The sequence below is a fragment of the Nocardia suismassiliense genome (assembly GCF_900269665.1).
Lineage (GTDB): Bacteria > Actinomycetota > Actinomycetes > Mycobacteriales > Mycobacteriaceae > Nocardia > Nocardia suismassiliense.
This window is the reverse complement of record NZ_LT985361.1, coordinates 142246-155141: the sequence shown is the minus strand read 5'-3', so window position 1 is coordinate 155141 and position 12896 is coordinate 142246. Positions and strand designations below refer to the sequence as shown.

General features: G+C 68.7%; 11 protein-coding genes. 7 read left to right on the top strand and 4 right to left on the bottom strand.

The window, feature by feature from the left end; translation table 11 throughout:
- Positions 1 to 31: 31 nt before the first annotated feature.
- Entirely contained in the window at positions 32 to 1711 is a 1680-nt protein-coding gene (locus DBO33_RS00690) for an NTF2-like N-terminal transpeptidase domain-containing protein (protein ID WP_234390625.1), read from the top strand.
- Here DBO33_RS00690 and DBO33_RS00685 read toward each other — a convergent pair.
- The 3 genes from DBO33_RS00685 to DBO33_RS00675 all read right to left on the bottom strand — a co-directional run bounded on the left by DBO33_RS00685 (position 1708) and on the right by DBO33_RS00675 (position 4777).
- Positions 1708 to 2088 (bottom strand): DUF3054 domain-containing protein, encoded by a 381-nt coding sequence (locus DBO33_RS00685; protein ID WP_107653310.1) that lies wholly within the window; start codon positions 2086 to 2088, stop codon positions 1708 to 1710. The genes DBO33_RS00690 and DBO33_RS00685 overlap by 4 nt on opposite strands.
- A gap of 75 nt (positions 2089 to 2163) precedes the next feature.
- On the bottom strand, positions 2164 to 3252 hold the full coding sequence (locus DBO33_RS00680; RefSeq protein ID WP_107653309.1) for a lysylphosphatidylglycerol synthase transmembrane domain-containing protein: 1089 nt from the start codon (positions 3250 to 3252) through the stop codon (positions 2164 to 2166).
- Positions 3253 to 3256: 4 nt separating this feature from the next.
- Positions 3257 to 4777, bottom strand: a complete 1521-nt coding sequence (locus DBO33_RS00675) for an adenylate/guanylate cyclase domain-containing protein (RefSeq protein WP_199856910.1) — start codon at positions 4775 to 4777, stop codon at positions 3257 to 3259.
- A gap of 159 nt (positions 4778 to 4936) precedes the next feature.
- Between DBO33_RS00675 and DBO33_RS00670 the strand changes: the two genes are divergently transcribed.
- From DBO33_RS00670 to DBO33_RS00650, 5 genes are all read left to right on the top strand, one after another.
- Positions 4937 to 6193 carry an AI-2E family transporter gene (locus tag DBO33_RS00670; protein WP_107659836.1) on the top strand — a complete coding sequence of 419 codons (1257 nt, stop codon included), beginning with the start codon at positions 4937 to 4939 and terminating at the stop codon, positions 6191 to 6193.
- A 5-nt stretch (positions 6194 to 6198) separates the two neighbouring features.
- Positions 6199 to 7374: a MacS family sensor histidine kinase gene (macS, locus tag DBO33_RS00665; protein WP_107653308.1), complete on the top strand. Its 1176-nt coding sequence runs from the start codon at positions 6199 to 6201 to the stop codon at positions 7372 to 7374.
- A gap of 61 nt (positions 7375 to 7435) precedes the next feature.
- A complete protein-coding gene (locus DBO33_RS00660; RefSeq protein ID WP_107659835.1) occupies positions 7436 to 8071 on the top strand; it encodes a response regulator in 636 nt (211 codons plus the stop codon).
- A gap of 124 nt (positions 8072 to 8195) precedes the next feature.
- Positions 8196 to 8849 (top strand): DUF1707 SHOCT-like domain-containing protein, encoded by a 654-nt coding sequence (locus DBO33_RS00655; protein ID WP_107659834.1) that lies wholly within the window; start codon positions 8196 to 8198, stop codon positions 8847 to 8849.
- Positions 8850 to 8853: 4 nt separating this feature from the next.
- A complete protein-coding gene (locus DBO33_RS00650; protein WP_107653307.1) occupies positions 8854 to 9225 on the top strand; it encodes a MerR family transcriptional regulator in 372 nt (123 codons plus the stop codon).
- An 82-nt stretch (positions 9226 to 9307) separates the two neighbouring features.
- On the opposite strand, the gene DBO33_RS00645 is transcribed toward DBO33_RS00650, so the two are convergent.
- The gene (locus DBO33_RS00645) at positions 9308 to 10498 is read right to left on the bottom strand and encodes a helix-turn-helix domain-containing protein (RefSeq protein ID WP_107653306.1); all 1191 of its coding nucleotides are present in this window, start codon (positions 10496 to 10498) and stop codon (positions 9308 to 9310) included.
- A 618-nt stretch (positions 10499 to 11116) separates the two neighbouring features.
- Here DBO33_RS00645 and DBO33_RS00635 point away from each other — a divergent pair.
- A complete protein-coding gene (locus tag DBO33_RS00635) occupies positions 11117 to 12868 on the top strand; it encodes a DUF2339 domain-containing protein (RefSeq protein ID WP_456093891.1) in 1752 nt (583 codons plus the stop codon).
- The last annotated feature ends 28 nt before the right edge of the window (positions 12869 to 12896 follow it).

Genomic DNA, 12896 nt, shown 5'->3' with positions numbered 1-12896 from the left:
ACTGGAGTGACAAGAGTGAAGAGTGGGCGACATGGATGTCTGGGGATCCCGCCGCTTTCGCGTCCGGGGCGCTATGGCACTCGCGGGGGTGGCGGCGCTCGCGATCGCGATGGGATCGTGCGGTGTAAGTGAGGGTAAGAACGAGGCGGAGGCTGTCGTCGAGCGCTTCACCGAACTGCTCGACAAGCAGGACTACTCCAAGGCTTCCGAGCTCACGTCGTACCCGTCCGCGGCTTCGGCAACGCTGAAGCAAATGTTTGCTGGACTGCAGCCGGGCAAGGTGGATTACAAGAAGACCCAATTCATCGGCCTCGACTCCGAAGCGGCGATCTTCAGCATGGACGCCGCCTGGACCTTCGGCGACCGCAAAAACTGGAACTACAGCCTGCAGGGCAATGTGCGCAAGCTCGCCATCGGCTGGCGCATCTCCTGGGATCCGGCCGTGGTGATGCCCCAGCTCGACCACAATCGCACCGTGCGCCTGGTGCGCACCGAGCCGTCCCCGGCGCCGAAGGTCAACGACATCGCGGGACAGCCGCTGATGACCGAGCAGATCATCAACGTGATCAAGCTCGACCCCGCGAAGATGCCCGACCCGGTCGGCTCGACCAACGCACTGGCCAAGGCCATCGAGCCGGTCGCGCCGCTGATCACCGGGCCGTCGCTGATGCAGCAGGTGGCCACCTCGCAGGGCAAACCGGTGGTCGCGGTGAACCTGCGCGAGCCCGACTTCGCCATCCTGGAGAAGGACATGGCGCCGATCCCCGGCGTGGTGATGGAGAAGCAGCCGCGGCTCATCTCCGCCGACCGCCGGATCTGGTCGCCCATGCTGGACGCCTTACGCAAGGTGCAGCAGGAGAGCCAGGAACAGCACTCCGGTTGGGGTGTGCAGGTTTTCGAACAGGACGGTCGTTTCGTCGGCCAGCTCGCCGGTGTGCAGGGCCCGCCGGGCCCGGACATCGCGGGCACCATGGACCAGCGGTTGCAGCGCGCCGCCGAGGACGCGGTCGTCAGCTCCGCCACCCCCGCCGCGATCGTGGCGATCCAGCCCTCCAGTGGCGCGGTGGTCGCGGTCGCGCAGAACTCGCAGGCCAGCGAGCACGGGCCGGTGGCGTTCACCGGCCTCTATCCGGTCGGCGGCAATATCGAGCTGTTCCGCAATATCGCGGCCGTCACCAAAGGCAAGGCGCCGCACGAGATTCCGGTGCAGGAGGCGGCCGAGGCCGCGACCGCGCTCGGCGTCGGTATCGACTTCAAGGTGCCCGGACTCGACGAGGTGACCGGGCGGCTGGCCGTCGCGGGCCGCAGCGCCGAACAGGTCCGCCAGGGCGGCGGCTCGGACGCGGTGCTGGCCAGCCCGTTCGGCATGGCGATCGCCGCCGCCGCGATCGCGCGCGGCGAGGTGCCGCGGCCGATGATCGAGGTCGCCCGGCCGAGCACCACCGACGCGCAACTCGCGCCGCTGCCCAGGGAGGTCACCGACCGGCTGCACAGCATGCTGCGCGACTCGACCAACGCCCCCGAGTTCGCGAGCCTGCGAATGTACCGCGACGTCAACGGGTTCAGCGCGACCGCGGGACGGGACGGCTGGCTGATCGCGATCATGGGCGACCTGGCCTTCGCCATCCACATCAACGACGTGGACAGCGGCGACGCCACCGCGCGCATGGCGGTCCGGATGCTGCAGTCGCTGGCCGCGCCGGAGACTTAATTCAGCGCTTTGATGGCCGCGCGCCAGCCGAGCAGGAACAGCGCGAGCACCACACCTGCCACCAGGATGAAGCTGAATGCAGTGCCCTGACCGCTGACCACGCGCAGCAGCATGCCGCCGCCCAGGGTGCCGAGCCAGACCAGAATCCCGGTGGGCCACAAGGCGGTTCCGTCGAAGCGGGCGTCGCGGCCGGCGTCACCGAACATCCGGCTCGCCGCGGCGACCGCCACGGTCCAGCCGATGGCCAGGCCGATGGCGAACGGCCACAGCGTGCGAAGTAGTCCGGTGAGCACGGCCTCGTCGTGACTACGCCTGCCGATCGCACAGAACAGGATCACCAGCAGCGCATCTACTACCAACGGCACCAGTTTCTTCACGCGGCAAGCGTAGTTGGCCGGTCCTGGTCAAATGTGAAGCGCCTGCGGGGCTGCGTGTTCCGGGATGGGCCGAGCTCAGAACCGGCGCTGGGAGAATTCCTTCTCGTACTCGGCGTCGTCGTCCTGCGGGGTGCGGAACAGGAACAGGAAGACGATCCAGCCGACGATCGCGACCAGGATGAAGCTCACCAGCCGGTACACGAACGCCGCCGCGACCGCCTGCGCGGCGGGTAGTCCGGCGGCCGCGGTGAGGCCGTAGATGAGTGTCGCGTCGACATAGACGATCCCGCCGGGCGCGAAGGGAATCGAGCCGACCGCCTTACCCACGGCGAACGCCAGCAGCAGCCCGGCCAGCCGGGCATCCGCGCCGACGGCATAACAGGCGGCGCCGAGGCAGGCCACGTCGGCGAACCGGTGCACCAGCGCCCACAGCCCGACCAGGGAACCGTCGCGCTTGCCGAGATCCACCGACTCCAACTGCGCCAGCACTTCGCCGACCTTGCCCGCGCCCTGGTCGGCCGGCCGCTTGCGTAGCCGATTGACCAGGGCGAGCGCCTTACGCAGCAGCGACTCCAGCGACCCTGGATTGCGCGAGACATAGTTGCCGACCCACACCACCGCGACCACCGCGGCCAGCGACAGGATCAGTTTGAACGGCCCGATGCTGCCGCCGGACAGGAACGTGCCACCCACCCCGAGCAACGCGAGCCCCGCCGCGGCGACCACGCCGGAGAACACCAACTGCCAGGACGCGACGATCGGACTCGCGCCGAACCGCCTGGTCTGGCGGTAGGTGAAGGCGGTGGAAAACACCTGACCTGCGGGAAGTGTGACGGACATGGCGGTGGCGCCGTAGACCACCGCGACAGATTTACGCTGACTTACCTCGACACCCCCGGCGTGCAGCAGCTGTTTCTGCACCCGCCCGAATCCGCTCATCGACAAGGCCTGTAACCAAATACAGGCGGCGACCCACCCCCAGTGAATGTCGCTGAGTTTGCGCCACGATTCGTGCAGTCGCGGCCATAGGTAGATGCCCTCGGCGATCAACAAGGCCAGCAGGGCGACCCCGAGCACCCATTTGACCCACCAGAATTTGCCACGGCGGCCGTCGGTCGTGGGAGGCGGCGCAGGATCTCCTGCCGGTTCCCCGTTGGCCGTCACCAGGTCAGCCTAACGAACGTACTGTTTCGGCGTCGGTAGGTTTCGGCGCGTCGAGCTCTGCTCTGGGGTAGGCGAGCAGCGTTTTTCGGCGCCGCCCGCGCAGCTGTACCTCGTCGCCGGTTTCCCACTTGTCCTGCTCGCTTTCCTCGGCGAAATACAGCGCGCTGCCGGAGGCCAAGGTGCGGCCGGGCTGGTCTTTGGCGAGCTCGGTCAGCCGGGACGCCTCGTTGACCGGATCGCCGATCACCGTGTATTCGAAACGATTCGCCGCCCCGATATTTCCGGCGACGGCCAATCCCGCCGAGACGCCGATACCGATGTCGAGGCCGGGCACTTCGCGCAGCACCGCGCGCAGCTCGCGGGCCGCGGCCAGCGCGGCGGTCGGTGCGTCCGGCCGGTCCAGCGGTGCGCCGAAGATGGCCAGCGCCGCGTCGCCGACGAACTTGTTCACGAAGCCGTTGTGCCGGTCGATGACGTCGACCACGATCCGGAAGAACTCGTTGAGCAGGCTGACCACCTCGGTCGGCGGGCGTTCGGCGGCGGTCGCGGTGGAGCCGACCATGTCGACGAACAGCACGGCGACGAACCTGGTCTCCCCGCCGAGCTCGGTGCCGTAGTCGAGTGCGCGCTGGGCGACCTCCTCGCCGACGTGCTGACCGAACAGTTCCTGCAGCTGGCGGCGCTTGGCGGCTTCTTCCATCATCCGGTTGAAGCCGACCTGCAGCAGCCCGATCTCGCTGCCGTCGAACACCTCGACCTGGACGTCGCGCGCGCCCTCCTGCACCCGGTCGATGGCCTGGCTGAGCTGTCGCACCGGGTCGGAGATGCTGGAGCCGGTGAGCATGGACAGCGCCAGCGCCTGCAGGATCACCACGCCGCAGAGCAGCAGGATGGAGATGGCCAGCGACTGGGCGGAGAATTTCACGTCCGAGGAGATCTGCGTGATACACAGCAGCACGATGGCGATGGTGGGGGCGAAAGTGCCCATGCCCCAGGTCATTGCCATCCGGGTGCCGACGCCCGGGGTCAAGGTGTGATCGAAGGTGCCTGCGGTCAGGGCCGCTGCGGCGACCGGGCGAAGGATGCGTTCGCCGAGCATGTAGGTGAAGCCGAACACGATGGTCGCGGCCATACACAGGGTGACGATGACGGCGCCGGCCAGTTTGGGCTCTTCGGAGATGATCAGCAGGGCGAGGATCGCTCCGCCGATCAGCCACAGCGCCAGGTGCAGGATGGCCTGCCGCAGCGGGGCGTGCAGCGCGGCCATCTGCTCTTGGCGGCTCGGTGGTCCGCCGCGCATCTGCCAGCGCATCACCGGGCGCAGCATCAGCGCGGACGCGACCATGCTCAGCAAGCCGCCGGTGACGAACACCAGGGCGGGCACGAGCAGGCCGGTGCTCCTGGCACCGTCGGGCGCGCCCTCGGGGACCGGCAGCCCGTACTGGATGAAGGCCCACACCAGCACCGCACCGAAGGCATTGGCCAGCAGCATCGATGTCAGGTACAGCGGCCAGCGCGTTCGCATGGTCTGTTTGACCGCTTCCAAGGGCGCTGACACAACCAACAATCTAGCGTTTCGATCATGTGAGGTTCCCCGCGGCGCTGTCCGGCGGCCTGGCATTCGTCCGGCTCGGCGCACGCTGAGGACGGACAATGGGCCGCTGCGCTGGTTATGCTCGGCCAGGTGACGGACCCCAAGGCAAGCCCGAAGCGGAAAGCCGCCCTGACCCGGCCCGCCGCGGACTCGGTACACCCGATCGTGCGGGTGTCGGCGGAGTGGGGCTGGCGGCTGCTGGTCCTGTTCGCGGTGGTGCTCGCGTTCGCCGCGATCGTGCAGAAGCTGGCGACGGTGGTCATTCCGCTCGCCATCGCGCTGCTCGCGGCCGCGCTGCTGGCGCCGCTGGTGGACTGGTTGCAGCGGCTCGGGGTGCCGCGTCCGGTGGGTGTGTTCGTCGCACTGGTCGGGTCGCTCGGCCTGGTGGCGGGCGTGATGACCTTCGTCGTCGAGCAGTTCGTGGCCGGCGTGCCGCAGCTGTCCGACGAGTTCACCAACAGCATTCACAAGATCCAGGATTGGCTGATCACCGGGCCGCCGCATCTGAGCAACGATCAGATCCGCAATGCCGGTGACCAGATCATCAAGACGATCCAGTCCAATCAGGACCGGCTCACCAGCGGCGCACTGACCACCGCGACGGTGCTCGCCGAGCTGCTCACCGGTCTCTTTCTGACCCTGTTCATCCTCATCTTCTTCCTTTACGGCGGCGATCAGATCTGGCGGTTCGTCACCAGGATCGTGCCGACGCCGCAGCGCGAGCGGGTGCGCACGGCCGGGCAGCTCGGGTTCGGCACGCTAGTCGGGTTCGTGCGCGCCACCGTGGCCGTCGCGGCGGTGGACGCCATCGGCATCGGCACCGGGCTCGGCATTCTCGGTGTGCCGCTGGCCCTTCCGCTGGCCTCGCTGGTATTCATCGGCGCGTTCATCCCGATCATCGGTGCGTTCGTGGCGGGGTTCGTCGCGGTGTTCATCGCGCTGGTGACCAAGGGGCTCATCACGTCGCTGATCGTGCTCGGCATCATCATCGCGGTGATGCAGCTGGAAGGGCATGTGCTGCAACCACTGCTGCTGGGGCGCGCGGTGAGCATCCATCCGCTGGCGGTGGTGCTCGCGATCACCGCGGGCGTGGTGCTCGGCGGGATCGCGGGCGGTCTGCTCGCGGTGCCGCTGGTCGCGGTGATGAATACCGCTATCCGGTCACTGCTTTCGGACAGTCCGGAGGAGATGTTCGGAGAACTACAGACCGGCGAGGACCTATACGACGCCGAGCCGGACGAGCCGGAGCCCGGACGCTTCGATGTGGCGGCGACCCTGGCGAAGGAAGAAGCGAAAGAATCCGGGATCGTCTATCCGGCACCCGATGAGCGCGCGCCGAAGGACTGAGTTCGATGGTGCGCCGAGGGGCTGAGCCGCACTCGTCCGACGTGGCGACGACCCCGCTGTGGCGGGCCGCGCAGGCGTTGCGGCTGGTGACGCTGCTCTACGCGGTGCTGCAGCAGTTCGCGTCGGCGCCCTATTACCAGAATCAGCGGTTGAGCTGGGTGCTCATCGCCTTGATGGCGGTCTGGTCCGGTGCGTCGGCGATCATGTTGTCGCAGTGGCGGTTTCCCGAGGTACGGCGGGTCCGCGTCTGGGTGGTGTTCGGTGATCACGTGGTGGTCATCGCGTTGATGGCGGCGACCCGTCTGGTCGCCGACTACGACTGGTACCACGGACATCAGACGCTGCCGACCACGCTGTGGGCCACCAATGCGGTGATCGGCGCGGCGATCCTGCGCGGACCGGTCGCGGGTGTGCTGTCCGGCGCGCTGATCGCCTCGGTCGCGCTGACCGTGCGCGATCAGTGGGGGCAGGACGTGTGGACCGATGCGACGGTGCCGGTGCTCGTCTCCGTCGGCCTGGCGCTGGGTTTGGCGGCCAACACCGCGCGCCGCGCCCAGGACCAGCTCGAACGCGCGGTCCGGCTCACCGCGGCCACCGAAGAGCGGGAACGGCTTTCGCGTGAGGTGCACGACGGGGTGCTGCAGGTGCTCAGCTACATCAAGCGGCGCGGCACCGAGATCGGCGGGCCCACCGAGGAATTGGCCCAGCGCGCCGCCGAACAGGAAGTGGCGCTGCGGGTGCTGATCACCGAGACGGCCGATCGAGGAGATTCCGGCGGCGCCGAGGTCGATCTGCGTCCGTTGCTGACTGTGCACGCGACGCCGTCGGTGTTCGTCTCCACGCCCGGCCATCCGGTGCTGGTCGGGCGGTGGGCCGGGGCCGAGATCGCGGCGGCCGTCGCGACGGCACTGTCGAACGTCGCGCTGCACGCCGGACCCGACGCGAAAGCCTATGTGCTGCTGGAGGACACGGGTGACGAGCTGGTGATCAGCGTGCGCGACGACGGGGTCGGCATCCCGCCGGGCCGGCTGGCCGAGGCGGAAGCCGAAGGGCGACTCGGGGTTTCGCGGTCCATCGTCGGCCGGATCGGCGCACTCGGCGGCACCGCCGATCTGCTCACCGAGATCGACGGCGGGGTCGGCTTCGGCACCGAGTGGGAATTCCGGGTGCCGCGCACATGAGGTTCGACGAAACAGGAGGTGCGCCGTGACCGATGATGCTGCGGCCGAGGCAATTTCGGTGATGGTGGTGGACGACCACCCGATGTGGCGCGACGGCGTCTCCCGCGACCTCGCCGAGGCGGGCTTCGAGGTGGCCGCCACCGCGGACGGGGTCGGCAGCGCGACCAGGCGGGCGGCGGCGGTGCGGCCCGCGGTGGTGCTGATGGACATGCAGCTGCCCGACGGGAACGGCGCGCAGGCCACCGCCGAGGTGCTGCGCGTCTCGCCGGACAGCCGGGTGCTCGTGCTCTCCGCCTCGGCCGAACGCGACGACGTGCTCGACGCGATCAAGGCCGGGGCCTCGGGCTACCTGGTGAAGAGCGCGTCGGTGGCGGAGCTGATCGAGGCCGTGCGCGCGACGGCGGCGGGCCAGCCGGTGTTCACACCCGGACTCGCGGGCCTGGTGCTCGGTGAGTACCGGCGCATGGCCACCACCCCGGCCGAGCCCGACGAACCGCACCGCCCGGCCCTGACCGAGCGGGAGACCGAGGTGCTGCGCATGGTCGCGAAGGGCTTGTCCGCCAAGCAGATCGCGTCGCGGCTGGGGCTGAGCCATCGGACCGTGGAGAACCACGTCCAAGCGACGCTGCGCAAACTTCAGTTGGCCAATCGGGTCGAGCTCACCCGCTACGCGATCGAGCAGGGTCTCGACGAGTAGGACGCGCTCGAAGTAGTACCCGGGCATCCGGGATTGCCCTGATACATGTCGGGGCTGGAATCGGTAATCTCGAATCATGGGCGGACCCGAATCGGTATCCAATGGCGTCGGCTCCGGAGGCGCGATAGGCGACCGGGATCTACGCGTATCCGACGCCGAGCGCGAGCACGTCGGTGAGCTGCTGCAGCGCGCCGTCGGGCTCGGCATGCTCTCGCTCGGCGAGTTCACCGAGCGGATGGACACGGCGCTGGCCGCCAAGACGCGCGGCGAACTGAACTCCGTGCTGATCGACCTGCCCGGCGTCCGGCTGGTCGGCCGGCCCAGCGTGCCGCCGTCCACCTTCGTGAACACCGCTCCCTCATTCGTCAAGCACCGGCCGGTACCGCCACCGCTGAGTGCGAACACCGTGCCTGGCGGCGTGATTCGGTCCCGCCTGTCCGGCGTGAGCAGGCGCGGGCCCTGGCATGTCGCGCCGTCGCTGCACCTCAACAGCTTGCTGTCCGGCGTGACCCTCGACTTCACCGAGGCGATCATGTCCACCCAGGTGGTCGAACTGAACGTCGACGACTATTGCAGCTCGCTCACGCTGATCGTGCCTGCCGAGGCCACCGTCGACCTCAACGAGGTCGACCTGATCGGGTCCAGCGTGAACAACAAGGTCCGCACCGGGCCCCCGCTCGGCCCACTGCACCTGGTGGTGCGTGGCCGCGTCCGATTCGGTTCGGTCACCGCCAAGCACCCCTTCATAGCGCACTGGCGTCGCATGATGGGGCACTGACCGGATGCGCATCGGGGAACTGGCCAAGCGCACCGGCGTCAGCGAACGGTCGCTGCGTTACTACGAGGAGCAACTGCTGCTGGCGTCCGAGCGCACGCCCGGCGGGCACCGAGAGTACTCCGAGCGGGCCGTGGACCGGGTCATTCACATCCAGGAACTCTTCGCGGCCGGGCTGAACAGCAAGACCATCGGCCAGCTCCTGCCGTGCATGCGCGACGTGGACGGTGGGCCGAACGAATCCGCGACCCCGGAGCTGGTCGCCCAGTTGACGATCCAGCGGCAGCGGATCGACCGCACCATCGACGACCTCGTCCGCTCGCGCGAGATCCTGGACGAGGTGATCGACCGCGCCGCAGCACCATTCGCGGCGAAGTAGACCCACCGTCGATCAGGTGTTGTCCCCGATGCGACGGGAGAGGTTTGCCCGCGCCGTTCACCGGAGGTCGGGCCTGCCGTCGTCAGGTGTTGACGCCGATGCGGCGGGCGAAGGCGCGCAACGGGACTCGGCGGTCGTGGTCCAGCAGCTCGGAGACGATGTGCCGGGGCAGGGATTGGTATTTGAGCCAGTCGGGGCCGCCGACCCGTTCGGCGGTGAGCAGCGTGTCGAGCGCGCGCCGGTGCTGGCCGGTGCGGGTCAGCGCGACGGCGGTGTCGGTGAGGTGGCGGGCGCGGCAGGCCTGCGGGAGCCCGCTGTTGACGGGCATGGCCTTCGCGGCGGCCAGGGCCTCGGCGTACCGCTCGGCGGAGACGTTGACGTCGACCGTCTGCATGACGACTTGCGAAGGGCCGAAATAGGTTTCGTAGTCGCGGCGGTCCGTGCCGATCCGCAGTGCGACCTCGTTCGCCGCCTCGACCAGTGCTAACGCCTCGGGTACCGCCTGCGCCCGGCCCGCCGCGGTCGCGCCGAGCAGGACCAGCGAACCGTAGGCCGACAGGTGCGCCGGGGTGACGTCGCCGGTCGGCTCCAGCCCGGTCGCCGCGCGCAACGCCACCCGGCGTGATTCGTCGTAGCGGCCCTGCACGAGCAGCTGCCAGGCGACCGAGCCGCGGATGGTGCCGAGCAGTAGCGGGTCGTTGCCCTCCTCCGCCGCCGCGAGCGCGTGCCGGATCGCCAGGAACGCCGGATCGGTCTGACCGAGGTGCACCAGGGTACAGCCGGTGACCCAATACATCCGGGCCAGCAACTCATTGGCGACCGCGACGGAGCCGTTGCGCGCGGCGTGCACGGTGGCGCGCAACTGGGTCAGCCCGGACGGGAGGATCGAGGTGAGTAGTTCGTAGCGGCCGACCCAGTAGGCGCCCCAGGCGTAATCGACCGCGCGGCGGCCGTCGTCGAGACTGATCGCCGCTTCTTCGTTCGTCTCACCGAGCAGGTCGTCGACCGGCGTCAGTGCGCGCCGGATGGCGACGATGCCCGCATCGGGGTCACTGGACGGCACGCCCGCGCGTTTGCCGATGAGATCGGCGATGTCCACGTCCAGTGCGCGAGCCAGTTTCTGCAGGCTGGCGATCGAGGCGGTCTGGCGGCCGCCCTGCTCCAGCTTGCGCACCAGGTCGACGCTGACCCCGGCCGTATCCGCGAGTTGCCGCTGGGTGAGCGCCTTGCCGCGGAACATTCGGATGCGCACGCCGATCGACGAATCGTCCATGTACCCAATTCCCTTTGTTACATCTGGGTTTCAGGGTACGACGCTAAGTCATCACAATCGACCGAAGTGGGACATTGCGTACGACTCGTTGACCGCTGGATGGAATACCGTTGCCTTTCTGCAACTTTGATAGCAAAGGGCGGCGACCATGAATATGTTCGAGCGCTGTCGGACTCCCCTCGAAATCGCACACGAACTCCGGAATCTGTACGGCCTCCCGGTCCAACTGCTGGCCGGCCGCCCGATGGTCACCACCGGTTCCGTCTTGAGCGCCATCGTGATGCCACCCGAGCTGGGCCGCAACGTCCTGGCCACCCTCGACCCCACCCACCCNAGGCCGGTGCGGGGGATCAGGGTCCCGCTGCGCCGAGGTCGGCTGCGGGGGAGCAGAGTCCTGCTGCGCCGGGTTCGGGTGCTTCGGCGGAGGCAGGCGATCGGGCTGCTGCTCCGGGATCGGGTGCGCCGGGTTCGGCTGCGCCGGTGGAGACGACTTGGCCTATGCATCCGATTCCGCCCGGTGTGGTGCCGCCGGGCTCGATGGTGCCGCCGGCCTATGTGCCGCGGTTCGCTCCGGCTCCGGCTGGGACGGTGTCCGGTTGGGCGGGGCCGCAGGGCGGGATGATGCCGCCGAATGCTGCGGCGCAGGGGCAGATGCCGGGGGCGCGTGGGCCGATGCCGCCGCGGGGACCGGTTTCGCCGATGGGCGCGCCGATGCCGCCGGGCATGCGGCCGCCGCCGCGTAGTGGTCCGCGGGCTCCGCACATGCCATGGTGGCAGCGGGACGGGGTGATCAGCCGGCTGCTCGCGGTGGCGGGTGTCGCTGTCACGTTGATCGGCGTGGTGATGTTGCTGGTGCTGGCCGCGCAGGCGGGATTCTTCGGACCGGTGCCGAGGGTTGTTGCGGGCGCGGTGTTCTCGGTGGCGCTGGTGGCTGCGGGGATGCGGGTGTTCGGGCGGGTCGGTGGCCGGGTCGGTGGGATCGCGTTGGCGGCCACCGGTATTGCGGGCGCGTATCTGGATGTGGTTGCGGTGACGGCGATCTACCACTGGCTGCATCCGGTGATCGGGTTCGCGGTGGCGTTCGGCGTCGCTGCCGTCGGTGTGGCAGTGGCGATGCGGTGGCAGTCGCAGCCGTTGGCGGTGCTGGTGGTGGTCGGCGCGGCGGTGCTGTCACCGATCTTGACGACGGAACTGGCGTTGCTGGCGTTCCTGATCGTATTGCAGTTCGCCTGTGTGCCTGTGCAATTGGTGCGGGACTGGCCGTATCTGCATGTGGTGCGCACATTGCCTGCGGCGCTGGCTACCTTCCTGTTCGTCGCGGGTGCGATCCTCGGCGGTCCGGCGGCGGGGGAGCGGCCGCTGCTGCTGCTCGCCGCGGTGGCGGTAGCGCTGGTTGGCTTGGTCGGGACCATCGTGGTGGTGCGTCGCAAGCCCACCGATCTCACCGCCTCGCTGATGTTCGCGCTGGCGACGGTGCCGATGCTGGTCGTGCCGGGGATGTACGAGGCCGAACGGCCTATCGCGGCAACGATCGCGGGCCTCTATGCTGCGGTACTTCTCGCGGTGGCGGCAACCACGCTGATACCGAAAGTGACTGCCGTGGCGAAGATTCCGGGCCATACCGCACTGGTAGCCGCAGTAGCCGGATCGATCGCATTGCTCGAGACGTGCGTCTCGCTCACCGACCCGCGGACCCTGCCGACCGCGTGGTTCCTGGTGGCGTTGGCCTTCCTCGGCGTGGCCGGGCAGCGGCGTTCCGGTGTCACCGCCGGTATCGGTGCCGCCTTCGCGACACTGGGCGCTTTCGCCTTCCTGAACGCAGCCGGCCCGGATATCCTTGCCTCCCAGCATCGTTCGGAAGCAAATCTCGGCATCTCGACGGTAATCGGCGCGGTACTAGCACTCGCGGTGGTCGCAGTGGCGGTTTGGTGTGCCCGGAAACTGCCGAGCTTGCAGAACACCGCCGAGTTGCAGTGGATCGCCGCAAGCATCGCCGGACTGTATTCGGTGACGGCAGCGACCGTCTCGATCGGCGTCGCGACCGGCGCGGACGACGGCTTCCTCATCGGCCACAGCGCCGCGACCATCCTGTGGATGGCGGGCGCCACCGCCGCGCTGTTCTACGGTCTGCGCAATATCGGCAAGGCCACCGCAGTCGCCAAACTCGCTCTCGGCTCCGGCTTGCTGGTCACCGCAGCGGCTTTGGCCAAACTGTTCCTGTTCGATCTGGCCACGCTCGGCGGTCTGCTTCGCGTCGCCGCCTTCCTGGCGGTCGGCGTGCTGCTCCTCGTCGTGGGCACCAGGTATGCGCGCGCATTCGCCGAGGCGGGGGCGAACTCACGCGAAACCGGAGAGACGCCGAAGCCCTGATCCGCGCCGGATCCCCTCCGCCGCTGCG

Coding starts and splice junctions, on each gene's coding strand:
- DBO33_RS00645 (WP_107653306.1), bottom strand. CDS start 10,498: ATGGACGATTCGTCGATCGGCGTGCGCATCCGAATGTTCCGCGGCAAG.
- DBO33_RS00635 (WP_456093891.1), top strand. CDS start 11,117: ATGATGCCGCCGAATGCTGCGGCGCAGGGGCAGATGCCGGGGGCGCGT.
- DBO33_RS00675 (WP_199856910.1), bottom strand. CDS start 4,777: ATGCGAACGCGCTGGCCGCTGTACCTGACATCGATGCTGCTGGCCAAT.
- macS (WP_107653308.1), top strand. CDS start 6,199: ATGGTGCGCCGAGGGGCTGAGCCGCACTCGTCCGACGTGGCGACGACC.
- DBO33_RS00650 (WP_107653307.1), top strand. CDS start 8,854: ATGCGCATCGGGGAACTGGCCAAGCGCACCGGCGTCAGCGAACGGTCG.
- DBO33_RS00660 (WP_107659835.1), top strand. CDS start 7,436: ATGGTGGTGGACGACCACCCGATGTGGCGCGACGGCGTCTCCCGCGAC.
- DBO33_RS00690 (WP_234390625.1), top strand. CDS start 32: ATGGATGTCTGGGGATCCCGCCGCTTTCGCGTCCGGGGCGCTATGGCA.